Origin of the sequence: Cupriavidus lacunae, from assembly GCF_003353055.1 — a bacterium.
Classification (GTDB): domain Bacteria; phylum Pseudomonadota; class Gammaproteobacteria; order Burkholderiales; family Burkholderiaceae; genus Cupriavidus; species Cupriavidus lacunae.
Genome location: NZ_QKWJ01000021.1, coordinates 1 through 22,384 on the forward strand (window position 1 = coordinate 1; position 22,384 = coordinate 22,384).

19 protein-coding genes and 2 pseudogenes are annotated in these 22,384 nt (G+C 65.2%); 7 read left to right on the forward strand and 14 right to left on the reverse strand.

Annotated features, from left to right (window positions below; translation table 11 throughout):
- The 4 genes and pseudogenes from DN412_RS17890 to DN412_RS17905 all read left to right on the forward strand — a co-directional run.
- A pseudogene (locus DN412_RS17890) lies at window positions 1-241 on the forward strand (3-hydroxyacyl-CoA dehydrogenase); the annotation flags it as partial.
- 58 nt (window positions 242-299) lie between these two features.
- Window positions 300-1,499, forward strand: a complete 1,200-nt coding sequence (locus DN412_RS17895; protein ID WP_115212829.1) for an acyl-CoA dehydrogenase — start codon at window positions 300-302, stop codon at window positions 1,497-1,499.
- Window positions 1,500-1,514: 15 nt separating this feature from the next.
- On the forward strand, window positions 1,515-2,681 hold the full coding sequence (locus tag DN412_RS17900; RefSeq protein WP_115212830.1) for an acyl-CoA dehydrogenase family protein: 1,167 nt from the start codon (window positions 1,515-1,517) through the stop codon (window positions 2,679-2,681).
- Window positions 2,678-3,133, forward strand: coding sequence for a MaoC family dehydratase (locus DN412_RS17905; RefSeq protein ID WP_115212831.1), 456 nt, complete (start codon window positions 2,678-2,680; stop codon window positions 3,131-3,133). Before DN412_RS17900 ends, DN412_RS17905 begins: the two co-directional genes overlap by 4 nt.
- A 124-nt stretch (window positions 3,134-3,257) precedes the next feature.
- On the opposite strand, the gene DN412_RS17910 is transcribed toward DN412_RS17905, so the two are convergent.
- From DN412_RS17910 to DN412_RS17960, 11 genes and pseudogenes are all read right to left on the reverse strand, one after another.
- Window positions 3,258-4,460, reverse strand: coding sequence for an acyl-CoA dehydrogenase (locus DN412_RS17910; RefSeq protein ID WP_115212832.1), 1,203 nt, complete (start codon window positions 4,458-4,460; stop codon window positions 3,258-3,260).
- A 547-nt stretch (window positions 4,461-5,007) separates the two neighbouring features.
- Window positions 5,008-6,145: pseudogene (locus DN412_RS17915) on the reverse strand (IS110 family RNA-guided transposase).
- Between the two features lie 190 nt (window positions 6,146-6,335).
- A complete protein-coding gene (locus DN412_RS17920) occupies window positions 6,336-7,076 on the reverse strand; it encodes an IclR family transcriptional regulator (RefSeq protein WP_115212833.1) in 741 nt (246 codons plus the stop codon).
- Between the two features lie 89 nt (window positions 7,077-7,165).
- Window positions 7,166-8,332 (reverse strand): CaiB/BaiF CoA transferase family protein, encoded by a 1,167-nt coding sequence (locus DN412_RS17925; protein WP_244222691.1) that lies wholly within the window; start codon window positions 8,330-8,332, stop codon window positions 7,166-7,168.
- 75 nt (window positions 8,333-8,407) lie between these two features.
- Entirely contained in the window at window positions 8,408-9,574 is a 1,167-nt protein-coding gene (locus tag DN412_RS17930) for an acyl-CoA dehydrogenase family protein (RefSeq protein ID WP_115212835.1), read from the reverse strand.
- Between the two features lie 86 nt (window positions 9,575-9,660).
- The gene (locus DN412_RS17935) at window positions 9,661-10,431 is read right to left on the reverse strand and encodes a citryl-CoA lyase (protein WP_115212836.1); all 771 of its coding nucleotides are present in this window, start codon (window positions 10,429-10,431) and stop codon (window positions 9,661-9,663) included.
- Window positions 10,425-12,560 (reverse strand): acetate--CoA ligase family protein, encoded by a 2,136-nt coding sequence (locus tag DN412_RS17940; RefSeq protein WP_115212837.1) that lies wholly within the window; start codon window positions 12,558-12,560, stop codon window positions 10,425-10,427. Before DN412_RS17940 ends, DN412_RS17935 begins: the two co-directional genes overlap by 7 nt.
- Window positions 12,557-13,057, reverse strand: a complete 501-nt coding sequence (locus DN412_RS17945) for a MaoC family dehydratase (protein ID WP_115212838.1) — start codon at window positions 13,055-13,057, stop codon at window positions 12,557-12,559. Before DN412_RS17945 ends, DN412_RS17940 begins: the two co-directional genes overlap by 4 nt.
- A gap of 103 nt (window positions 13,058-13,160) precedes the next feature.
- Window positions 13,161-14,324 (reverse strand): acyl-CoA dehydrogenase family protein, encoded by a 1,164-nt coding sequence (locus DN412_RS17950; protein WP_115212839.1) that lies wholly within the window; start codon window positions 14,322-14,324, stop codon window positions 13,161-13,163.
- The gene (locus DN412_RS17955) at window positions 14,317-15,066 is read right to left on the reverse strand and encodes an SDR family NAD(P)-dependent oxidoreductase (RefSeq protein WP_115212840.1); all 750 of its coding nucleotides are present in this window, start codon (window positions 15,064-15,066) and stop codon (window positions 14,317-14,319) included. Before DN412_RS17955 ends, DN412_RS17950 begins: the two co-directional genes overlap by 8 nt.
- Before the next feature lie 31 nt (window positions 15,067-15,097).
- On the reverse strand, window positions 15,098-15,838 hold the full coding sequence (locus tag DN412_RS17960) for an IclR family transcriptional regulator (protein ID WP_115212841.1): 741 nt from the start codon (window positions 15,836-15,838) through the stop codon (window positions 15,098-15,100).
- 359 nt (window positions 15,839-16,197) lie between these two features.
- On the opposite strand from DN412_RS17960, the gene DN412_RS17965 reads away from it, so the two are divergent.
- The 3 genes from DN412_RS17965 (at window position 16,198) to DN412_RS17975 (ending at window position 19,127) form a co-directional block, all read left to right on the forward strand.
- A complete protein-coding gene (locus DN412_RS17965; RefSeq protein WP_115212842.1) occupies window positions 16,198-17,259 on the forward strand; it encodes a MaoC family dehydratase in 1,062 nt (353 codons plus the stop codon).
- A gap of 35 nt (window positions 17,260-17,294) precedes the next feature.
- Window positions 17,295-18,290 (forward strand): HpcH/HpaI aldolase/citrate lyase family protein, encoded by a 996-nt coding sequence (locus DN412_RS17970; protein ID WP_115212843.1) that lies wholly within the window; start codon window positions 17,295-17,297, stop codon window positions 18,288-18,290.
- 63 nt (window positions 18,291-18,353) lie between these two features.
- A complete protein-coding gene (locus tag DN412_RS17975) occupies window positions 18,354-19,127 on the forward strand; it encodes a GntR family transcriptional regulator (RefSeq protein WP_115212844.1) in 774 nt (257 codons plus the stop codon).
- An 87-nt stretch (window positions 19,128-19,214) separates the two neighbouring features.
- On the opposite strand, the gene DN412_RS17980 is transcribed toward DN412_RS17975, so the two are convergent.
- The 3 genes from DN412_RS17980 to DN412_RS17990 form a co-directional block, all read right to left on the reverse strand.
- Window positions 19,215-20,798, reverse strand: coding sequence for an MFS transporter (locus tag DN412_RS17980; protein ID WP_115212845.1), 1,584 nt, complete (start codon window positions 20,796-20,798; stop codon window positions 19,215-19,217).
- 349 nt (window positions 20,799-21,147) lie between these two features.
- Window positions 21,148-21,459, reverse strand: coding sequence for a hypothetical protein (locus DN412_RS17985; protein ID WP_244222685.1), 312 nt, complete (start codon window positions 21,457-21,459; stop codon window positions 21,148-21,150).
- Between the two features lie 62 nt (window positions 21,460-21,521).
- On the reverse strand, window positions 21,522-22,340 hold the full coding sequence (locus DN412_RS17990) for an SAM-dependent methyltransferase (protein WP_115212846.1): 819 nt from the start codon (window positions 22,338-22,340) through the stop codon (window positions 21,522-21,524).
- Window positions 22,341-22,384 lie beyond the last annotated feature (44 nt).

A 22,384-nucleotide genomic window follows, 5' to 3' on the forward strand; every position in this document is an offset into this window, starting at 1 on the left:
CAAGATCGCCCCGTTCACGCTGGCGCTGCTGAGCGACCAGGCCAGGCACATCACCGGCCAGATCTTCGGGGTGCGCAACAACGAGATCTACCTGTTCTCGCAACCGCGCCCGGTGCGCACCGCCCACAACAGCGAAGGCTGGACCGTGGCGTCGTGCGTCGAGCGCGCCATCCCGATGCTGCAGGGCAGCTTCACCCCCCTGGAACTGTCGCGCGACGTCTTCCCCTGGGATCCGGTCTGAGCGCAGCCACGGTGGCCGGGCGCCAAGCGCCCGCCACCGACGTCCGAGGAGACAAGCCATGGATTTTCAACGCGACCTGGATCTAGAAACCTTCCGCGAGGAAGTGCGCGCCTTTCTGCGCGAGAACCTGCCCGACGACCTGGCCGGGCGCATCCGCATCGGCACGCGCTCGCCGCGCGCGGAACTGACGCGCTGGCAGCGCATCCTGAACGAGAAGGGCTGGGGCGCGCCCTATTGGGCGAAAGAGCACGGCGGCACTGGCTGGAGCGTCATGCAGCGCCTGGTGTTTGACGAGGAATGCACGGCCGTGGGCGCTCCCTCGCAGGACACCGGCGCGCAGAAGCTGCTGGGCCCGGTGCTGAATGCGTTCGGCACGCCGGAGCAGAAGGCCGAGCACTTGCCGCATATCTTCAGCGGCGAGCGCCAGTGGTGCCAGGGCTTTTCGGAGCCCGGCTCCGGTTCGGACCTTGCCTCGCTGCGCACGCGCGCCGAGCGTGACGGCAATCACTATGTCGTCAACGGCCAGAAGATCTGGACCAGCTACGCGCATCGTGCCGACTGGATCTTCCTGCTGGTACGCACCGACACCGAGGTCAAAAAGCAGGCCGGCATCAGCTTTCTGCTGGTCGACATGAAGACGCCCGGCATTACCGTGCGCCCGATCGTCAGTATCGATGGCTGCCACCATCTGAACGAGACCTTCTTCGACAACGTCCGCGTGCCGGTGCAGAACCTTGTCGGCGCCGAGGGCGAGGGCTGGAAGCTCACCAAGTTCCTGCTCAACAACGAGCATGCGACGGCTGCGGACCTGCCGATGCTGCGGCGCTACCTGACCCAGATCCGCACGTTAGCCACGCGCGGCTCCCAGGGCGGCAGCGTGCTGCTGGAGCGCCACGCGTTCGCGCTGCAGCTGGCGCGCTTCGAAGCCGAGCTTGCCGCCATTGCAACGCTGGTGCAGCGCGTGGCGGCGATGGAAGAGGACGAAAGCCCTGCCGCGCATGCGATGGGTTCCATCCTCAAGATCCGCGGCACCGAGCTGCTGCAGAGGATGAGCAGCTTCCTGGTCGATGCGCTGGGCGACTACGGCGCCGTGGCTTACCCCGTGCCGCAGGACGGCGACGGCGCCGAGCCCCTGCCCATGCAGGACCAGGCGCGCGGCGTTGCCAACGAGATGTTCTTCCGGCGCGCCTCGACCATCTACGGCGGCACCAGCGAGGTGCAGCGCTCCATTATCGCCAAGACAATGTTCCAACTCTGAAGGCCCTGACTGATCATGAACTTCAATCTGACTGACGAGCAGCGCCTGCTGCAGGACAGCGTGCGCCGCTTTGCCGAGAAAGACTACGACTTCGCGGCCCGTACCGCGCGCGTCAAGTCCGGCGAGCCGTGCAGCCGCCGGCACTGGGCGACCTTCGCAGAGAACGGCTGGCTGGCGGCGGCACTGCCGGAGTCGGCCGGCGGCCTGGGCGGCACCATCATCGACACCGTGCTGATCGCCGGCGAGCTGGGACGTGGCCTGGTGGTCGAACCCTATCTCGGCAGCGCGGTGCTGGCCGCGCAGGCGCTGGTCGCGGCAGCCACGCCCGATCAACTGGAGACGCTGCTGCCCGCGCTGGCGGACGGCTCGCGCCGCTTCGCGCTGGCTTACAGCGAGGCGTCCTCGCGTGGCCTGCCCGAGCCGGTGGCGACGCGTGCGGAGCCGGCGCGCGGCGGCTTCACGCTGCACGGCACCAAGACGCTGGTGTTGGGGGGGAGCGATGCCGATGCTTTCATCGTCTCCGCGATCCTGCCCGGCGAGGCCGGCGAGGGCGCGCTGTGCAGCCTGTTCCTGGTGCCGGCGGACGCCGAAGGCGTGGATTGCATCCGCCTGCCGCTGCACGACGGCAGCTGGGCTGCCGAAGTTCGCTTCAACGGCGCCTTCGTGCCGGCCGACGGGCTGCTGGGCGAGGCCGGAAATGCCCAGGCCGCGCTCAACCACGGCCTGGCGCACGCGATCGCCGCGCTTTGCGCGGAGCTGGTCGGCGGCATGGAGAAGACCATTGAGATCACGGCCGAGTACCTGAAGGTGCGCAAGCAGTTCGGTGTGCCCATCGGCAGCTTCCAGGCGCTGCAGCACCGCATGGCCGATATGGCGGCCGAGCTGGAAGTGGCCCGCTCCATGCTTTATGCGCTGCTGGCCTCGATCGAGAACGACGGCGCGCAGGCGCTGGCGCGCACTGTGTCGCAGGCAAAGACCCTGGTCGGCCGTGCCGCGCGCTATGTCTGCGGACAAGGCATCCAGCTGCACGGCGGCATCGGCATGACTGAGGAATACACCGTCGGCCACTACTTCAAGCGCGCCGTGGTAGCGGACGTGCTGCTTGGCAACGCAGACCTGCACGAGGCGGGCAACGCCCGGGCACTGCAGGCGACCCTGACCGGAAAGGAAGTGCAAGCATGAAGATCTATGAAAATATCAGCGACCTGCAGCCCCTGGTCGGCGAAGTCCTCGGCACCAGCGAATGGCTGGCGCTGGCGCAGGACCGCATCAACCTGTTTGCCGACGCGACCGGCGACCATCAGTGGATCCACGTCGACCCGGAGCGCGCCAAGGACGGCCCCTTCGGCGTACCGATCGCGCATGGCTTCCTGACGCTCAGCCTGCTGCCGGCATTCTCCAGCACGGCCTACAAGGTGAAGCACAGCAGCACCGGCGTGAACTATGGCCTGGACAAGGTGCGCTTTCCCGCGCCGGTGCCGGTGGACAGCCTGCTACGCGCCCACTTCAGGCTGCTGTCGTACGAGGCCCTGGACAAGGGCGGCGCGCAGCTAAAGATCGAGATGACGGTGGAGCGCCAGGGCAGCAGCAAGCCGGTATGCATTGCCGAGTCGATCGTGCGCCGGTTTCCCTAAGCGGACAGGTTTGACCTGGCCACCCCGGCGCCGCGCCGGGGCGTGCGTCTTGCAGCGTGACAAACCGCGTTTGTCCTACCGCGCCCGCAGGCTTCAGCGCCTGCGGGCGTTCTTGCTTGTGCGCTCAGAGCTGGAACAGTGATTTGGCGATGATCGAGCGCTGGACCTCGCTGGTGCCGCCATAGATGGTGGTGGCACGGCGGAAGAACATCTCGGTTGCCACGCCCTGCGCCACGTCCTGCATCGGGAGGGGCACACCGGCCCTCGCCGGCTCCGCATGCGGGGCCGGGTAGGCCACGGCGCCGTGGTCGCCCAGCGACTCCACCAGGAATTCGCTCAACCTCTGCTGCAGCTCGGTGCCGCGGATCTTGAGCATGGAGCCCATCGCATGCGCCGCCGGACTGTGGTCTTCTTCCATCGCGGCCACACGCTGGACCATAACCGTGATGGCCTTCAGTTCGGCTTCATAGCGTGCCATGCGCAGTAAGAATTCATGGCGCTCGGCCAGGGTCATCCCGCCGGCGCGCGCGCTGCCGGCCAGCGCGTACAACTGGGTCAGGAAGCGGCGCAGGGTGGGCAGGTCGGCCGTGGTAGCGTGCTCGTTGTTGAGCAGGAACTTGGTGAGTTTCCAGCCCTCACCCTCGGTCCCGACCAGATTGCCGGCCGGCACCCGCACATTGTCGAAGAAGGTCTCGTTCAAGTGGTGGCAGCCGTCGATGCTGACGATGGGGCGCACGGTAATGCCGGGCGTCCTCATGTCGACCAGCAGGAAGCTGATGCCGGCCTGCTTCTTCGCCTGCGTATCCGTGCGCACCAGCAGGAAAATCCAGTCGGCCTGGTGTGCGTAGCTGGTCCAGATCTTCTGGCCGTTGACGACATAGTGGTCACCGTCGCGCTCCGCACGCGTGCGTAGTGACGCCAGGTCCGAGCCGGAGCCCGGTTCCGAGAAGCCCTGGCACCAGAGGCGCCCGCCGCTGAAGATGTGTGCAAGGTGCCCAGCCTTCTGTTCTGCCGTGGCGAAATGGTTGATCACCGGCCCAACCAGCTTGTGGGCAAAGGCGTCCAGCGAGGGCGTGCCCGCGGCGGCGCATTCCTCGTCGAACACCAGGCGCTGGGCCACGCTCCAGCCTGTGCCGCCGTGCTCTTTCGGCCAGTAGGGCGCGCCCCAGCCGTTCGCATCCAGGATGCGTTGCCAGCGCACCAGATCGGCGCGCGACGACCGCATGCCATCCTTGCGGCGCGGCAGGTCGACGGGCAGGTTTTGGTCAAGGAACTGGCGGACTTCCTGGCGGAAGCTGTCCAGCATCGGGTCGGGTTGGAAATTCATGGGGAGGCTCTCCGATGTCGCGCGGCCGGCAGGCTGTCGGCCCTTCTGATGCCATACACCTTATGCGGGCGCGGCCATCGCATCGCCCCCCACCGTTGGGGGTCGGAAAACCTGATAGGTGCCGGTTCATAAGGAACGCGATGGCACCCCCCCTTTGAGACGGCAGGGCGGTATCGGATGTGCGGCACACACCACGATCAATGAGGGCGAGGGTGTCAACCCCCCTCCAATATTGGATTTCAGCATCGAGGATGTCTGACGCGATACTCTCTCCTTGCAAGCCATTTCTTTTCGGTGACGGAACTGAAGCGGCGTGAAATCGAGGTCGGGGGTTCGGGTCAATGCCGGGCTCGCTGCCCCGGGCTACCTTCTATCCGTGCCCGGCGAGGCCGGGCACCACATACCACATGCGCAAAGCGCTGGAACTACCCTGTTACCCGCGCGCCCCATCTGCACGGACGGCTACCCGAGGGGGTAGCCCGGCTCATTGTCGGGCGCGCTGACCTGCTTTCGTTACCGCTTCACTTTTCCACGTTTAGATCTGGCATCACGTCGCTACTGGTTTAAGGTTTGCGCCAGTGGGAATCTCGCCGTCCTCGAGATAGCGCCACAGGGCAATGGCTAATCGCCGGGCAAGTGCGACAATGCCGACGCGACGCGTGCGCTTGCTGCCTGGCGCGAAGCGCGCATTGAACCATTGCGTGAGCTGACTGGTTGGCTGGTGGCGTAGCCAGCCCCATGCCAGTTCAATCATCAACGAGCGCGCTCGTTTGTTGCCCGCCTTACTGATGCCTTGTTCGACCTCACTTTCACCACTGCTATAGGGGGTCGGTGCCAGTCCCAGGCAACCTGCGACTTCGCGCCGATTGTGAAAACGGCGCCAGCCAAACAGTTCCTTAACCAGAAGCCAAGAGCTGCCCACGCCGATCCCGCTGAGCCGGGCGAGCAAGGCGATGGCTGGCTGCGTGCCAGCCTTCACGGCCTTGCACTGCTGGGCTTCGATGGTCTTGATCTGCGCTTTGACCAGCGCCAGTCGCATGACTTCACGTTCGATCTCGGCACCCAAGCCAGCAGGCAGTTGCGAGCCATGAGCGTTCCACCATTGCTTCCACGAGCGGTCACCAATGTGGGCGACCCGCAGATTGTGCAATACCAGCAGCGAGCGAACACGGTTGCTGTGGGCGGTGCGTTCCTGTTTGAGTCGGCCGAGCTCGCGGTGCAAACGCCGCTCATCTTCCTGCTCTTCAGTTGGTACCCGTGCGACTGCCCACACCCGCCGCTCGCCGGCGTGGTAGCGCATCAACATCGACAGTAGCTTGTCACAATCGAGGCGGTCGCTCTTGGCGTGCCTTGCGCGGCGGTTGACTTCGATACTGGCCGAATCCACCACGAGGTTATGGATTCCTTGCTCGGCCAACCAGCGATGCAGCCAGAAGCCGTCGCGCCCAGCTTCGTAGCAACTGCGCACCGGAGCTTGCGGCGGCAGAGCGAAGCGTGCCTTGGCTTTGGCGATGGCTTGCAGGACTGCATTCAGGTCGCTAGCTGCCAGCGTATGCCGGCTCGGTCCATGCACGGCCGTCCCCCAGCGACAGCTTCCAGCTCTTGTCGCCCAGTTCGAAGGCTATGTACAGCCAGCCGGTGATCGGCGTATTCTGCCCATGAAGGGCTGTGTCAGGCGCGTCCATTTGCGTGCTCCTTTTCGGAAAACGAGACTCCGAATCCTCGTTTTACTCCAGGGGGCTTGCCTCCGCAGCCCTTCATAGTATCTGCCGGGGGCGCTGCCTGCCGGTGGCGGCAGGCCCACCCGGTTCCACAATCTGCAGCACGGCAATGCAGGATGCGATCAGCGGCGAAAGGGCATTGCACGGTCAGGCCTCAACCTTCTGCCATCAGCGCATCCCTCACCTCGACGAGCGCCGCCAGGTATTCCTCGCGGTTCTTCTTCATGCGGTCAGCCGGTCCCGCCAGCGAGATGCCGGCCGGCCGGCCGCCCAGCCATCCCGCCACCGCCAGCCCGTGGACGCCCTCGCTGCCTTCTTCCTGCGCCTCATACCATCCGCGTTTGCGGCCCTGGTCGATCTGGGCCATCAGGGTGTCGATGTCAACGACCGTATGCGCAGTGACCGGGCGCAGCTTGCTCTTGGCCAGCGTGTCGCGCGCCTCGTCCGGCGGCAGCAGGCTGAGCAGCCCCTTGCCAAGCGCGGAGGCGTGCAGGGCGGCGCGGTACCCCACTTCGATGATGTAGCGCAAGGGCAGACGGCTGGCCTGCACGGCGACGATCTTGACCGCGGTCGCGTCCAGTACGCCGAAGAAGACGCTTTCGTTGGTCCGGGCGCTGACCTGCTCGACGGCTTCCTGGGCCACGGTGGTCAGCGGATCATTCTCGGCGATTTGCCGGGCAATTTCAGCAAGGCGGCCGGTGGGATAGAAGCGCCGCGTGCGCGTTGTGCGCACCAAGTAGCCCAGCGCGTGCAGGGTGTGGAGCAGGTCTGAGGTGCTGCTTTCCGGCAGGGACAGCAGGCGCGCCATGTCGGAATTCGACAGTTCGCGCTTTTCGCGGGCGAAGACTTCAAATACCGCCATGGCGCGGCCGGCGGCGGGAATCATGGTGGGCATGCGGGTCGGTAGGTATCAGATTCGGTAGACAGCAGAACTATACGAAATTTCGTAGAGTCCGGGAAGCGTTGTCTGCCGATTCTTTACGCCTACCGGACTACGCCACTGTGCCTCAGGTGGTCGATATCACTCATGGCGTAGCCAGCGGCCTGCAGGATCTCGCGGGTGTGCTCGCCCAGCAGCGGCGCGCGCTGGCGCACGGCGCCCGGGGTCTCGCTCAGCTTGATCGGTACGCCTGCGATCTTCACCGGCGTGGCCGAACCTGGTTGTTCCACCTCTACCAGCATCTCGCGCGCCTGATAGTGGGGATCCCCGAAGATCTCCGCCGAGGTATAGACCGGCCCGAACGGAACCTTTCCGCCAAGCACCGCGGCGATCTCTTCCTTGGTGCGAACCGTGGTGAAGGCTTCGATCGCGTCGATCACCTGCTGCTGTCGTGCCACGCGCGCCGCGTTGGTGGCGAAGGCCGCATCGGTGGCCATGTCCGGCCGGCCAATGGCAATGGCCAGTTTTTCCCAGAAGGCATCGGTCGCGCAGGCGATCGACACACGGCCGTCGCGCGCGCGGAACAAGCCGAAGGGGCAGAGCAGCGGATGGCGGTTGCCTTCCGGCGCGGGCACTTCACCGGTGTAGGAGGTCTGGTAGACGATGCGCTCGCACATGGCCAGTACCGCATCGGTCATGGCGACGTCCACGAACTGGCCCTGGCCGGTTTCGTGCACGCGGTTGACGGCGGCCAGGATGCCGATGCAGAGCATCAGCGCGGGGATCGTGTCGCCCACGCCAGGGCCGATCTTGGTAGGCGTGTCGCGGTCTGGCCCGGTGATGCCCATCATGCCGCCCATGGCCTGCGAGACCACATCGTAAGCCGGCCATTGGGCGTAGGGGCTTTCACCGCTGCGCGGGTCGCCGAAGCCGCGCACGGTGCCGTAGACCAGGCGCGGATTGGTCTCGCGCAGGGTTTCATAGGCCAGCCCGAGGCGCTCCATCACGCCGGCGCGGAAGTTTTCGACCACGATATCGGCGTTGTCGATCAGTCCGCGCAGGATGGCGCGGCCTTCCCCGGTCTTGAGATCGACAGCGATGGAGCGCTTGTTGCGGTTGACGCTCTGGAAATAGCCGCCAAAGGCGCGCAGCGTGTCATCGGCACAGAATGGGCCGGTCACGCGCGTGCCGTCCCCGGTCATGGCTTCGACCTTGATGACGTCGGCGCCGTGGTCGGCGAGGATCTGGGTGCAGAAGGGGCCGGCCAGCATCTGCGTCAGGTCGATCACGCGCAGGCCGGCAAGGGCGCCCGTGGGTTTGGCTTGGGTGTGCACAGGCACTCCTTGTCAGGTGGCGACCTTGCCCAGCATGGCATCGGAGATGATGCGCATCTGGATCTCGGAGGTGCCTTCGAAAATCTTGGTCAGACGCGCATCGCGCCAGTAGCGCTCGGCGGCAAAATGGGTGGTGTAGCCGGCGCCGCCGTGGATCTGCAGGCCTTCGCTGGTGACGCGCTCGGACATCTCGCTGGCGAACAGCTTGACCATCGATGCTTCGGTGTCGGCGCGGGTGCCCTCATCGATCTTTTCGCACACGGAGTAGAGCAGCGCGCGCGAGGCTTCGATCTGCGTGGCCATGTCCGCGAGCTTGAAGCGGATCGACTGGAAGTTGCCGATCGGCGAGCCAAACTGGGCGCGGTCCCTGGCGTACTGGATCGAGTCCTCCAGGCTGCCCTGCGCCAGGCCGATCGAGCGCGCCGCGGTGTGGGCGCGGGCGGTTTCCAGCCCGGCGGTGGCGAGATAAAAGGCCTTGCCTTCCTCGCCGACCATCTTCGCGTGCGGCACGCGGCAGCCGTCGAAGGCCAGTTCCCAGGTGGTCCAGCCGTGGTAGCCGATCTTGGGGATGATGCTGCCCTTGACGCCTGCGGGCAGTTCGCCGCGCGGCTTTTCCACCATGAAGGCGGACAGGCCCTTGTGGCGCGCGCGCGGATCGCTGACCGGGTCGGTGCGGCAGATCACCAGGATGAAGTCGGCCTCATCGGCGAAGGTGCACCAGTACTTGCTGCCGGTGATCAGCCAGTCGTCGCCGTCGCGCACGGCGCGGCACGAGATATTGGCCACGTCAGAGCCCGCATTGGGCTCGGACAGCGAGAACGCACCAAGGAACTCCCCGCGCGCCATGCGCGGCAGGTATTCGGCTTTTTTCTCCGGCGACAGGGCCTTGAGCGCGCCGATCAGGCCATTGCCGCGCGCGATCAGGCTGCCCACGCTCATCCAGCCGCGCGAGAGTTGCTCGGCCACCAGGCAGTACTCATAGGCGCCCAGGCCCAGGCCACCGTATTCCTCGGGAATCAGGATGCCGAAGTAGCCGAGTTCGGCCATCTCGTCGATCAGCTCGCGCGGGATCTGGCCTTTCTCGGGGTCCAGCTTATTGGCGATCGGGAGCACGCGCTCCATCGTGAATTGACGGGCGGCCTCCTGGATCATGCGCCGCTCTTCGGTCAGTCTCTGCATCCTGTACTCCTCGGTGTTCTGTGTGTGCGGGCCGCGCGCCCGCCGGCGCGCAGCCTTGCCGTGGCACTGCCGCGGCGGGGTTGGCCTCAGGGCAGGACGTTGCGGGGGTCGTCCTTCAGCACCAATTGCCATGCTTCGCGCGCCATTGGCGCGCTCTTTTCTTCCATCACGTGGGCGAGCAGGCCCGCCGAGCGGCCGACCAGCGAGAGGCCGCGCGCGATCAGCGGATCCAGGCCCATGGCTGCCACCGCGGCCGCAATGGCGCCCACGGCGTTGAGCGGCAGGTTCTTGCCTTGCTCCTTGGTCAGCACTTCGCCGATGGCGTCCATCAGGCGCCAGTGGACGTTGTAGTAGCCGTTGGCGCGGGACAGCTCACGCAGCGTCGGCACGCGCGGGTCGCCGTCGACGTGGATCGGGTGCCCAACGCCGTAGATCGCGCGGCGCTGCTCTTTGTGTTGGCGGATGGTGGCGCGCGCGGCTTCGCGGATCTGCTCGTCGGTGGCGTCCGCAGAGAGTTCGCGTGCGCCTTCGATCAGCATTTCGGCGGCGTTCTGCATGGTGCCGAGGAAGACGCTGCCCGCACCCAGCAGGCCTGCGGCAACTGCGCCTTGCAGGGCTTCCGGCGCGCCGATGTAGGTCAGGCGCGCGGCCAGCGAGCTGGGCGTGATGCCATGGTCGGCGGTGGTGACCAGCAGTGCGTTGACCATGGTCTTTTCCTGCGGGCTGGGCAGGCGCGACAGCGTGGTGAAGAAGATCATGTCGACAAAGTCGAACTTGCCGATGATCTCGGTGGCGAGGTTCAGGCCACGCACCATGATCGTGTCAGTGGTGGTGTAGCCGATTTCTGTCTTTACCATGTGGCAGGCTCCTTGCCTTGATAGGAGAGGACGGCGTCCAGCGCGGTCACTCCCTGGCCTTGCGGACGCACCGCAAGGGGGTTGATTTCCAGTTCGTCGATGGTGGCGGCGTGCCCGACGACAAAGTCGGACAGTTTCACCAGCACATCAACCAGGGCGTCGATATCGAAGGCCGGCTGGCCGCGATAGCCTTTCAGCAGTTCATAGCAGCGCGTCTCGGTGATCATCGCGCGCGCCGATACCGGTGTGAGCGGCAGCAGGCGGCGGCTGACGTCCTTGAACAGCTCGATGCTGACCCCGCCCAGGCCGAAGGTGCAGACATGGCCGAACACCGGGTCGCGGTGGATGCCCACCACGGCTTCGATGAACGGGGCGGGCAGCATGGGCTCCACCAGCACGCCTTCGATCTCCGACGCGGGGCACGCCTTGCTGCCGTTGGCGTGGATCTCCTCGTAGGCCGCCATGGCGGCGCCGTCGGAGGCAATGCCCAGGCGCACGCCGCCGATGTCGGTCTTGTGGGTGATGGCGGCGCTGACGATTTTCATCACCGCCTTGCCGTTCGCTACGTTGCGGAAGGCCAGGGCCGCTTCGGCGGGGGAGCGGGCCACTACGCCCCGGGGCGTGGAGACGCCGGCCGTTTCCAGCAGCGCCTTGGTCTTTGCCTCTGACAGGTTGGCAGTGGCGCCGGTGCCGGCCACGCTGGCCAGCGGTTGCCATTGGTGATCGAACCCTGCCTTCCAGCGACCGTACTCGATGAAGCGCTTGACCGCCAGCACGGCATTGCCTACCGCGCGCATGGGCATCAGGCCACCGTCGATCAGCTTGCGCTGGCCTTCGCCGGTGCGGTCGCTCATCCATACCGGCACGATGGGTGTGGCGGTTTGCTCGGACTGTACGCGCACCATGCTGTCGGCCAGCATGGCGGTGGTCTTGCCATACTCGACCGGGATCGGCACCAGCACCAGGTCGGTATTTGGGTCGCTGGCGGTGGCCTTGAGCGTGGCATAGCTCACTTCGGTGTTGACCAGCACCTCGGCCGTCACGTCCACCGGGTTGCTGAAGGCCGCGAAGCCGGGCAGGGCCTCTTTGAGTGCCTCGATGGTGGCGGGAGCAAACTCGGCCAGCTTGAGGCCGGCCATGCCAACCATGTCGGAACACAGTGCAGCGGTGCCGCCGGAGAAACTGTACACGGCGAGCTGTTCGTTGCCCGTAGGCTTGCGCCGCGCCAGCAGCGAGGCCACGTCGATCAGCTCGTCGATGTCGTCGACCTCGATGATGCCGAGCTGCCGGAACACCGCGCTGTTGATCTCGGCCGAGCCAGCGATGGCAGCGGTATGCGACTGCGCGGCCTTGGCGCCGTACTCCGACTTGCCCACCTTGATGGCCACGATAGGCTTGCCGCGGCGCGCTGCGTGCAGCGCCGCCGCCATGAAGCGCGGGCCATTGCGCACGCCCTCCAGCGTGGTGACGATCACCTCGATGTCGGGTGCGTCGGCCATGTAGTGGATATAGTCGCTGACTTCCAGGTCCACCTCGTTGCCGCCGGAGCACCACAGGCCAACGCCCACGCCGCGGTCCATCGCCTGGATGAACGAGCGGCCCAGGCCACCCCCCTGCGTGGCCACGCCGATGGGGCCCGGCCGGCGGTCGATGCGCCACGCCGGCGAGAAGGTCAGGCCCAGGCGCGCGTTCATGTTGTTCAGGCCCGGGCAGTTCGGCCCGTAGATACGCATGCCGGTACGGGCCACGATTTCGCGCATCTCGGCTTCCACGGCTCGCCCGTCTTCGCCGGTCTCGCCGAAGCCAGAGGTGAAGACAATGGCAAACTTGATGCCGAGATTGCCGCAGTCGCGCAGTGTCGGAATCACCATGTCGGCGCGCACGGCCAGGATGGCCAGGTCTGGCGCTTCCTTCAGGTCATTGACCGAGGCGACACAGGGGCGGCCGTGGATCTCGGCGCGGCCGGGATTGACCAGGTACAGGTCGCCCTTGAATTCGGAGAAGGTGGTCAGGTTCTCCAGCGTGCGCCCGCCGATGCTGTCCGGCTTCTCCGAAGCGCCCACCAGCACGATGGAGCGTGGATTGACCAGCCGCGACAGGTCATTGAACCAGATGCCCTGGCTGCTCATTGCGACGCTCCGGCAGTGCGGCGCTTGAACAGGCAGGTGGCGGCCATCTCGGCCACCACTTCGCCGCGCTGGTTGATGCCCTTGCGCAGGAAGGCGACGATGCCGCGGTCCGGGCGGCTGGTGGTCTTCTGCTCCACGACCTCGATCTCGACGCGGATGGTATCGCCGATGAAGGTGGGCTTGGGGAACTTCAGGCGGTTCTCAAGCACGCTGAACAGCGAGCCTTCGAAGAACTGGTTGGGAATCGAGCGCGAGGTCAGGCCGGCCATGAACGAGGCCACCAGCATGCCGTGCGCAATGCGCTGGCCGAAGATGGTGCCCTTGGCGAATTCGGCGTCGACGTGCACCTTGTTGAAATCGCCGGTCAGTGCGGCAAAGGCGGCCACGTCGGCTTCCGTGATGGTGCGCGACGAAGTGGTGTACGTCATGCCGGGCGTCAGGTCTTCCCAGTAGAGCGTGGTGTTGGCGATCTGTTCGAGAATGGCGGGTTGAGTCATGGTGTGCCCCTTCAGTGTTCGGTCTCTCTTCTGCCCCGTTTGCCCCCTTCTCCCGCAAAGGGAAGAAGGAGCCCACGAGAGCGGCTGGTTGTGTATCCAGCGTTCAGGTCAGCGCGCTGATGCCCAGGATTTCGCGGCCGATGATCAGCGTCTGGATCTCAGTTGTGCCTTCGGGAATCATGCCGCCGCGCGTATCCCGGAAAATGCGCTCGATCGGGTAACCGGTGGCGTAGCCCATGCCGCCGTGCACCTGCAGCGCCAGGTTGGCCACGTCAAACGCGGCTTCGGTGGCGTACAGCTTCGCGATCGAGCATTCCGTGCGCGAGGTGCCGTTCTGCATGGAGCGCGCGGCGCGATAGCCCAGCGAGCGCGCGGCCTGCGTCTTCATCGTCATGTCCACGATGTGCTTCTGCACCAGCTGAAATGACCCGATCGGGCGTCCGAACTGCTTGCGCTGCAGCGCATAGTCGACCGACAGGTCCAGCGCGCACTGCGCCGCGCCCACCGCGCCCATGGCCACGTTCAGGCGGCCGAAGTTCAGGCCGATCAGGATCTGGCGCAGGCCCTGGCCCTCCTGGCCCAGCAGGTTGGCGGCGGGCACTTCGGCATTCTCGAAGGTGAAGGCCGCGGTGCCGGTGCTGCGGGTGAACATGGTCTCCACCGGCGTAGCGCTGTACGGGGTCACGTCGCGTTCCACCAGGAACAGCGACAGCTCGCCGTTGCTGGTCTCGCTGAACGTGCGCGCCACCACGATGCCGAAGTCGGCGAACATGCCGTTGGTGATCCACAGCTTGCTGCCGTTGAGCACGTAGCGGTCGCCGCGCTTGTCGGCGCGGGTCTTGATCTCGGCCACGTTGGAGCCAACGTCCGGCTCGGAAATCGACACAAAGGCCTTGCGCTCGTTGCGCAGCAGCGGACGCATGAAGCGCGCCTTCTGGTCTTCAGAGCCATACGCGTTGATGATGCCCGAGACGATGTTCAGCCCGTTGAGCAGGATGCGCAGCGACAACCAGCAGTAGCCGGCTTCCTCCATCATCACCGCCCAGGTCGGATAGTCCAGGCCCAGGCCACCGTCGGCCTCTGGCAGGTAGCCGCCGAAGTAGCCGAAGTCGGCCAGGCCGGTCAGCACCTCATGCGGGAAGCGCTTCTCTTTCTCGGCCTGGTCGATGCGCGGGGCAATGTTTTCCTTCAGGTAGCGGCGGATGTTATCGCGCAGCAGCCGCTGGTCGGCATCGAGGCCGTCGACGTCAACGCTCTGGTCAACCATAGCGGCCTCCGGTCACAAAGAGGGTGGTGCCCGTGATGTAGCGCGCGTGTTCCGACGCCATGAAGGCTACGGCCCCGGCGATGTCGCTGGTCTGCCCCGGGAAGGTCACGGCGTTCTTGGCCATCACGTTCTCGAGGATGGTGTCGTAATTGGGGAGACTCTTGATGTATTCGGTCTCGATATAGCCCGGGGCGATGGCGTTGACCGTCACGCCCTTGCGCGCCTGCTCAAGCGACAGCGCCCGGGTGAAGCCGATGACGCCGGCCTTGGCCGTGGAGTAGTTGGCCTGGCCCGGGTTGCCGAACAGCGCGCGCGAGCTGATGTTGATGATGCGGCCCCAGCCTTTTTCATGCATGTACGGCAGCGCCGCGCGCACGCAATGGAAGCTGCCCTTCAGCGTCACGTTCAGCACCAGATCCCAGTCCGCCTCGTCCATCTTCAGGATGGTGCGGTCCTTGACCAGGCCGGCGTTGTTCACCAGCACGTCCACGCTGCCGAAGGCTTCCTTGGCGGCACCCACCATGCTGCGCACCTGCTCTTCATTGCGCACATCGCACCGCACGGCAATGGCCTTGCCACCGGCGGCCTCGATGCCGAGCGCGGTTTGCGCGGCGGCGTCGAGGTCCAGGTCGGTGATGACCACGGCCATGCCTTCCTTCGCCAGCATGCGGGCGGTTTCGGCACCGATGCCCCGTGCCGAGCCGGTGACAATTGCCACGCGGCCATTCAATCCAAGATCCATATCTCCTCCTGTTGCAGTGTTTTCAGCGGTTTCAGTTTTCGGGCAGCAGTGCGTCGCGCACTTCGCGCAAGGCCGCCAGATAGGGTTCGCGATGCCTCTCGATGCGTTCGGTCGGGCCAGCCAGCGAGATGGCCACCGGGCGGTCATCCAGGCGCGCGGGGACGGCCAGTGCGGTCACGCCGGCCGTGCCTTCATCGTGCGCCTCGTACCAACCCTGCTCGCGTCCGCGCGCCAGCTGCACCATCAGTTGCTCCACGTCCACCACCGTATTGGGTGTGACCGCCGGGCGCTTGATGGCGTCGAGGCGCGCGCGCGCTTCTTCCTCGGGCAGCATGCCCAGCATGGCCTTGCCCAGTGCCGATGCGTGCAGGGCTACGCGCTCGCCCACGTCGAGGATGTAGCGCAACGGCAGGCGACTCTGCGCCGCGGCGGCCACCCGAACGGCGAGCGGTTCCAGCAAGCCAAAGAAGGCGCTTTCATTTGTGGCTTCCGTCAGGCGTCCCACGGCCTCCTGGGCCAGGCGACTAAGCGGGTCGGTCCCGGCAATCTGGCGTGCGGTTTCCAGCAGCCTTCCGGTCGGATAGAAGCGCCGTGTGCGGGAAGTGCGCATCAGGTAGCCGAGCGAATGCAGCGTGTGCAGCAGGTCGGAGCAGCTGCTGTCGGCGACCGACAACAGCCTGGCCATGTCCGAATTGGACAGGTCTCGCTTTTCGCGAGCGAACGCCTCGAACACGGCCATGGCACGGCTGACGGCTGGTATCTTGGTGGGCAAATCAGATCTCCGATATATCGAATATCTCTACGACACTCGGTACAAGATTACGGTGCTAGCTCGCGTTCGGCAACAATTATTTCGAGGGGGTGAATTTAATTCCGGTATATCGGATTAGACGGGATCGGGCAGTAGACAATGTACGTACAATTAATGCGTGTGCCTAACAAGGCTTATTTCGTGGGCTTTCGCTTCGTTGTGTGTGAAACAAGGCGGAGATTTTCACGAACTTCTGCGGAATATCGGGTGGGGGTGTTGACTGGATGTCGCGTGAACCTGAGTATGTCCGGACTTATGTGGGAAAGCCACGAGACCGGGCCCACGCAAACGGGCGGGCCAGATAGCAAGAAGGGCAGGAGATGACTAAGAATCGCAGCGGCAACTACTTCGAGGACTTCCGCGTCGGCATGACGCTCAGCCATGCCACCCCGCGCACGCTGACGGAAGGCGATCGCAGCCTGCATATCGGCCTGACCGGCAGCCGCACGGTGCTGTGCACGGCCGAAACCAATGCGCGGCAACTCGGCTTCGAGCACCGGCCACTGGAAGACATGCTTGTGTTCAACATGGCGTTTGGCAAGACGGTGCCGGATATCTCGCTCAATGCCGTGGCGAACCTGGGCTATGCGGAAGTGCGCTTCGTTTCGCACGTGTATCCATGTGACACGCTGGCCGTGGAATCGGAGGTCATCGGGTTGAAGGAGAACTCCAACCGCAAGAGCGGGGTGGTGTACGTGCGCTCCACCACCCGCAACCAGCACGGGCACGAGGTCCTGAGCTGGGTGCGCTGGGTGATGGTGCACAAGCGCGACCATGGCGCCAATTGCGGCGAGGCGGTGGTGCCAGCCACGCAGCCGGTGGTGCCGCCCGAGCACCTGCGCCGCAATGACTACGCTGCGCGCGTGCGTGAAATCACGGCGATGACGGGTTTCGACGACCTGTGGGACGACTACGCCATTGGCGAGCGCATCGACCACCCGGGCGCGATGACGATCAACGACAGCGACCACAGTATCGCCACGCGCCTGTACCAGAACACGGCCCGCGCGCACTTCGACGGTCATGCCATGGCGGCAAGTGGTGGCCGGCGGCTGGTCTACGGCGGCCACGTCATCTCGGTGTGCCGGGCGCTGGCCTATGACGGCCTGGAAAACGCCTTGTCCATCCTGGCCATCAACGGCGGCAGCCATGTGAATCCGACCCATGCCGGCGACACGATCGCCTGCGCGACCACGGTGCTCGACAAGGTTGACCTTGGCCAGGACCACGTGGGCGGGCTGCGGCTGCGCATGATCGGCGTGAAGAACGCCGGCAGCGCGTCGATCGTCTTCCCGGAGCCGGGTGAGGGCAGGGCGGCGCATCCGTCCAACGTGGTGCTCGACCTGGACTACACCATTGCTGTGCCGAGGCGGCAGCGGTAACCCAAGTTTTTTCTTCCAATCTATCGAGACACAACATGACGACGCTGACGCATCCGAAGGATGCCCTCTTTGCCGGCGAGAAAAGCTTTCCGGTACTGGCCGCCTGCGAGCATTTTGCCGGCAGCGAGAAGCTGATTGGCAAGGCGCTGGACCTGCAGGTCGAATACGGCCCGGTCTTCGACGTGACCTGCGATTGCGAGGACGGCGCCGCAGCCGGCCAGGAGCGAGAGCACGCGGCGATGGTGGCGCGCATGATTGCTTCCGAACGCAACCAGTTCGGCCGGGCCGGCGCGCGCATCCATGACCCCTCGCACCCCGCATGGCGCCAGGACGTGGACATCATCGTGGGCGGGGCAGGAGGTCGTCTTGCCTATATCACCGTGCCAAAGGCGACCCGCTACGAGCAGGTGGCCGAGGTGACCGAATACATCGGGCAGGCAGCGAAGCAGGCCGGCCTGTCCCGGCCAGTGCCGGTGCACGTGCTGATCGAAACCCACGGGGCGCTGCGCGACGTGTTCCGCATCGCCGAGTTGCCGGGCATCGAAGTGCTGGACTTTGGCCTGATGGACTTTGTCAGCGGCCACCACGGTGCCATTCCGGCCGCGGCCATGCGCAGTCCCGGCCAGTTCGAGCACGCGCTGCTTGCGCGCGCCAAGGCCGACATGGTGGCCGCCGCGCTGGCCAATGGCATCGTCCCCGCGCATAACGTCTGCCTGAACCTGAAGGACGCCGACGTGATCGCCGCGGACGCAAGCCGCGCGCGCAATGAATTCGGCTTTCTGCGCATGTGGAGCATCTATCCAGCGCAGATCCTGCCGATCGTCAACGCCATGCGGCCCGACTTCAGTGAAGTGGAGGATGCCGCCGGCATCCTGGTCGCCGCGCAGGACGCCGACTGGGGGCCGATCCAGTACAAAGGGGAGCTGCACGACCGGGCCACGTACCGCTATTTCTGGGAGGTGCTGGAAAAGGCCAAGGTGACAGGCATGACGTTGCCGGCAGAGGCGGACCAGCGCTTCTTTATCGGGTAAGGCCGTTCATTCAGTTCCCGGGGATCCCGCAATGCGCGGGCTCCCGACCCGCACCTCAATGCCATGGCCGCCATAACGAAGGACAGCAGGGCCGACTCACCCGTCGCGCCCACGCGCTATGCCGAACTGGCCAGCACGCTGGTCAAGCAAATCGTGGAAGGCCGTCACGTGGTCGGCAGCCTGCTGCCGACCGAACTCGAACTGGCCGGGCAGCACGGCGTCAGCCGCCACACGGTCCGCGCGTCGCTCCGGGTGCTGCAGGATCTGGGCTACATTTCGCGCAAGAAAGCGGTCGGCACCATTGTCGAGAGTGCCAATCCGAGCGCGGCCTATACCCAGACCTTTGGCACGGCCGAGGACCTGGTGCGGGTGGCGGCCACCGAGGTCCGTGCCATTGAGGACGTGCGCAATGTCGCGCTGGACCGGGTAATGGCGCGGCGGCTGGAGGCGCCGGTAGGCGGTGCATGGGTGCTGCTCAGCGGCCTGCGCGTGGATGCCCGCAATGGCAGCACGCCGGTGGCCCGTGCTGACATCTATATCGATGCGTCGCTTGCCGGCCTGGTAGATGCTGTTCGCCGTTATCCGCATGTCATGGTCAGCGCCCTGATCGAGCGCGAACGTGCCATCGCCATTACCGAGATACGCCAGATGGTGACTGCGACGCTGATCGACGCCACGCTCGCGGAGCGGCTTGGCGTGGAGACGGGCTCTGCGGGGTTGCGGCTGATCCGGCATTACAAGGATGCCCTGGGCAGGATCATGGAAATGACAGATACCGTCTATCCTGCCGACCGGGTATCTGTGGCATTCCAGTTGAGGCGCAGCAAAGTTCACTGAATGCATCTGTTGCTACTATCCGGGTCTTGGTTCACGTAACGCTGAACTGTCAGCAGGACCGGACGCGTCCCGGCGGCACGAGGCATCTCACCTGCGGGGTTGGATGGTCGCCACCGCGAGACCCGCTCCGGCGAACGCGCAAACGGCGGACACCAATGCAACGGCGCGCAGCGCGTCGGTGATAGCTTCGGCTTCCGCCAGCGCCACGGGTGTCTGAGTCGGCAAATGGGCGTCGCCCGCTGCCGCCCCGGCTTGCGCGCCCGGCTCCAGCAACTGCCCGGTCCGGCGCGCGTCCCTAGGAACGCCCAGTTCATCCAGCCGCACCGACAGCGCCGCTTGGTGCGACCACACAAACACGATGCCGAGCACCGCAATCGCCAGCAGGCTCGCCACACGCGCAACCGCATTGTTGATGCCGGATGCAACGCCTGCGTGGTCAGCCTGCACCGACCCCATCACAGTCGTCGTGAGTGGCGCGACGGTGATCGTCATGCCAAGGCCGAGCACGGTGAGCGCAGGGAAAAATCCGGCCCAATAGCTGCCGAGCACGAACGGCAATGCCAGCATCACGAATCCGATTCCCGCGATACCCGGGCCAGCGCTCAACAGGATCCGCGAACCGAAGCGGCTCGTCAGGCCGCCGGTGAAGCGCGACAACAAGCCGATGATGACCGGCACCGGCAGCAGCGCAGCGCCCGCTTCGGTTGCGGTGTAGGCATGTGCGCGGATCAGCGTGTAGGGCAGGAAGAACAGTGTGCCGCTCAGGCCGAAGTAGAGCAGCAGGGTGACGAGGTTGGCGCCGGTGAAATCGCGTGAGCGGAACACGTCGAGCGGCATCATGGGGTGACGGCTGTTCGCTTCGATCATCACGAATGCGACCAGCACGAACGCGCCTGCGCCGATCGCGCACAGTACCAGCGGATCTGCGAAACCGCGCGCGGACGCCTCGGTCAGACCATAGGTGAGGGCAGCAAGCCCCGCTGCGACGCTAAGCGCGCCGGGCCAGTCCAACCGTTGCGGCGCATCGAGCTTGTGGCTGTTCGGCACCGACGCAATCGCGAGCGCGATCGTCACCGCTGCAAGCGGGACGTTGAGGAAGAATATCGCGCGCCACGACAACACGTCGACGAGCCAGCCGCCCGCCACCGGCGCCGCCGCGGACGTGATCGCCCCGACGGCCGCCCAAGTGCCGATTGCCCGTCCGCGCGCTTCGCCTTCGTACACGGCGCCGATGATCGCGAGACTACCGGGTACGAAGAGCGCTGCACCAATGCCCTGCACTGCGCGCGCGGCGATCAGCGAATTCGCGTCCGGCGCGAACCCGCAAGCGGCCGACGCCAGCGTGAAGACCCCGATGCCCGCAATGAACACCGTGCGGCGGCCGAGCTTGTCGCCCATCGATCCGCCCACCAGCACGAGGGACCCGAGAAAGAGCAGGTAGGCGTTAACGATCCACTGCATTGCCGCGACGCTCGCGCCGAGTTCGCTCTGAATGGCGGGTAGCGCGACATTGACGACGGAGCCGTCGATGAACGCCATGCTTGAGCCGAGGATCGTCGCGGCGAGCGCCAGACGCTTGCGCCGGCACGGGCGGTCGACCGCGGTGGGCTGCGTGCGGATGACGAGTTCGTCGCACGGGCTTGCTTGTGCAGCGACGACGTGCGCGGTCATTTGGTCGCGATCGAGAAGATCCGGGTTGGCCAAGCTCGCTCCCGTGCCGGTCGATGGTGACTAGCATAGTAACGGGAGCGCGGGACCGCAGATATGGTTGGTCGGGTGCGTGCGAGCGCGATGCGCTACTTATTCCGCGGAAGCGAGGCGAGCGCGGTCGGTCGCGGCGCCCATCGGTTGCGCGGTCCGCCTCATCCAGCGCATGGAAGCAGGCGTGATCGCTGCCATCGCTGCCCACGTTGCCTTCCTCTCCAAGAAAACCCGCGGCGCAGCAGCCCAGTACGCCCTAGCGCTTTCTACTGGGGGGAAGGCGAATTCAAAAGCTTACTCAATGGCTTCAGTGGGCCTTCTATGAGGGCGAGAATGTCATTAAGTGCGCTTTCCCCAAGGGAAGTGCCTCAAGCATTCCATGCGCTTGACTTACGTCCGTAACGTTCAGGATGAACGCTACCCCAGCCCGGTCTTGCAGTGAATACCACTGGTCAATCTTGCCTTCGAGGTAGAGTTGCGCTGTCTCGCGAACTTCGGTCGGTACAATGTCTTGGACAAGTTGCATGTCCGTGCCCGGCGGAAAGGTGCCAATCGCCAATATCTTCGTGGTTGGTGTGGTTGGTGTGGTTGGTGTGGTTGGTGTGGTTGGCATCGAAGTGGTTTGCGCCATGGAGACTCCAGCAGAAGCGACCAGTACAGAGGCTGTTGCCAAATTGAGAAGTAGGTGTTTCATCATGCGGCCTCGAACACCGCAGTGAGAATGCCGAGTCGGCCTTCCAGCAGATTTCGACCCAGATTGGAGGCAAGCTCTGCGAAGTCTGGCCCCATCACAACACCAAGATTTGGTGAGGGTGGCGGCCCTGACGCACGCAGTTCGGCGAACCAGGCCTTTGCGGCCTCGGTGTCGTCTTGCCATGTCAGCGTGCGGAAATCTGCTTGTTCAATCGCCTCGCGCGTTGCATTGGCCGTCAGGAGAAAATTCGTTGTCGGCGTACGCGCCCACGGGACGGGGAAGTACGGCTCGCGGCCGTTTGCGACTACGTCAAACGTCGCGAATCTGCCGCCCGGTCTCAGTACGCGTCGGATCTCCCGGTATAGCCGTGGGCGCTCGAAGATATTCATCGCCACGTGCTGCAGCATGACGGCGTCGAAATAGTCGCCGTCGAAGGGAAGATCCAGTGCACTGGCGGTATGGAACGACACACGCTCGCTCTGCCCTGTGCGTTGGGTGAGATAGCGCGCGGCATCCACGAACGGTTCGCTGAGGTCGACACCGGTCACCCGGCAGCCATAGGTCGCGGCCAGAAAACGGGCCGGTCCGCCAACGCCCGAACCAACGTCCAGCACGGACATGTCGGCGGAGATTCCCGCCAGTTTGGCAAGATCGGCCGTGGCACCAAGCCCACGCGTGTGAAAGTGATCGAGTGCGCTCAGTTGCTGCAGTGTGAGCGGCTGATCCTCCGGCCCGAAAACGGTGAGCGCTATCTTCAGCCGCTCGGTCAAGTTGGTCGCGCGATAGTGTTCGCGTACGTCATCAAGTGCATTAGTCATTGCGAAATCCTCACTTGTAAATATGATTGCCCACTCGGGCTAGC

Coding starts and splice junctions, on each gene's coding strand:
- DN412_RS17985 (WP_244222685.1), bottom strand. CDS start 21,459: ATGGCGCAAACCACTTCGATGCCAACCACACCAACCACACCAACCACA.
- DN412_RS17935 (WP_115212836.1), bottom strand. CDS start 10,431: ATGGTAAAGACAGAAATCGGCTACACCACCACTGACACGATCATGGTG.
- DN412_RS17940 (WP_115212837.1), bottom strand. CDS start 12,560: ATGAGCAGCCAGGGCATCTGGTTCAATGACCTGTCGCGGCTGGTCAAT.
- DN412_RS17895 (WP_115212829.1), top strand. CDS start 300: ATGGATTTTCAACGCGACCTGGATCTAGAAACCTTCCGCGAGGAAGTG.
- DN412_RS17910 (WP_115212832.1), bottom strand. CDS start 4,460: ATGAATTTCCAACCCGACCCGATGCTGGACAGCTTCCGCCAGGAAGTC.
- DN412_RS17930 (WP_115212835.1), bottom strand. CDS start 9,574: ATGCAGAGACTGACCGAAGAGCGGCGCATGATCCAGGAGGCCGCCCGT.
- DN412_RS17980 (WP_115212845.1), bottom strand. CDS start 20,798: ATGACCGCGCACGTCGTCGCTGCACAAGCAAGCCCGTGCGACGAACTC.
- DN412_RS17950 (WP_115212839.1), bottom strand. CDS start 14,324: ATGGTTGACCAGAGCGTTGACGTCGACGGCCTCGATGCCGACCAGCGG.
- DN412_RS17965 (WP_115212842.1), top strand. CDS start 16,198: ATGACTAAGAATCGCAGCGGCAACTACTTCGAGGACTTCCGCGTCGGC.
- DN412_RS17925 (WP_244222691.1), bottom strand. CDS start 8,332: ATGCTGGCCGGCCCCTTCTGCACCCAGATCCTCGCCGACCACGGCGCC.
- DN412_RS17975 (WP_115212844.1), top strand. CDS start 18,354: ATGGCCGCCATAACGAAGGACAGCAGGGCCGACTCACCCGTCGCGCCC.
- DN412_RS17970 (WP_115212843.1), top strand. CDS start 17,295: ATGACGACGCTGACGCATCCGAAGGATGCCCTCTTTGCCGGCGAGAAA.
- DN412_RS17945 (WP_115212838.1), bottom strand. CDS start 13,057: ATGACTCAACCCGCCATTCTCGAACAGATCGCCAACACCACGCTCTAC.
- DN412_RS17900 (WP_115212830.1), top strand. CDS start 1,515: ATGAACTTCAATCTGACTGACGAGCAGCGCCTGCTGCAGGACAGCGTG.
- DN412_RS17955 (WP_115212840.1), bottom strand. CDS start 15,066: ATGGATCTTGGATTGAATGGCCGCGTGGCAATTGTCACCGGCTCGGCA.
- DN412_RS17920 (WP_115212833.1), bottom strand. CDS start 7,076: ATGCCCACCATGATTCCCGCCGCCGGCCGCGCCATGGCGGTATTTGAA.
- DN412_RS17990 (WP_115212846.1), bottom strand. CDS start 22,340: ATGACTAATGCACTTGATGACGTACGCGAACACTATCGCGCGACCAAC.
- DN412_RS17905 (WP_115212831.1), top strand. CDS start 2,678: ATGAAGATCTATGAAAATATCAGCGACCTGCAGCCCCTGGTCGGCGAA.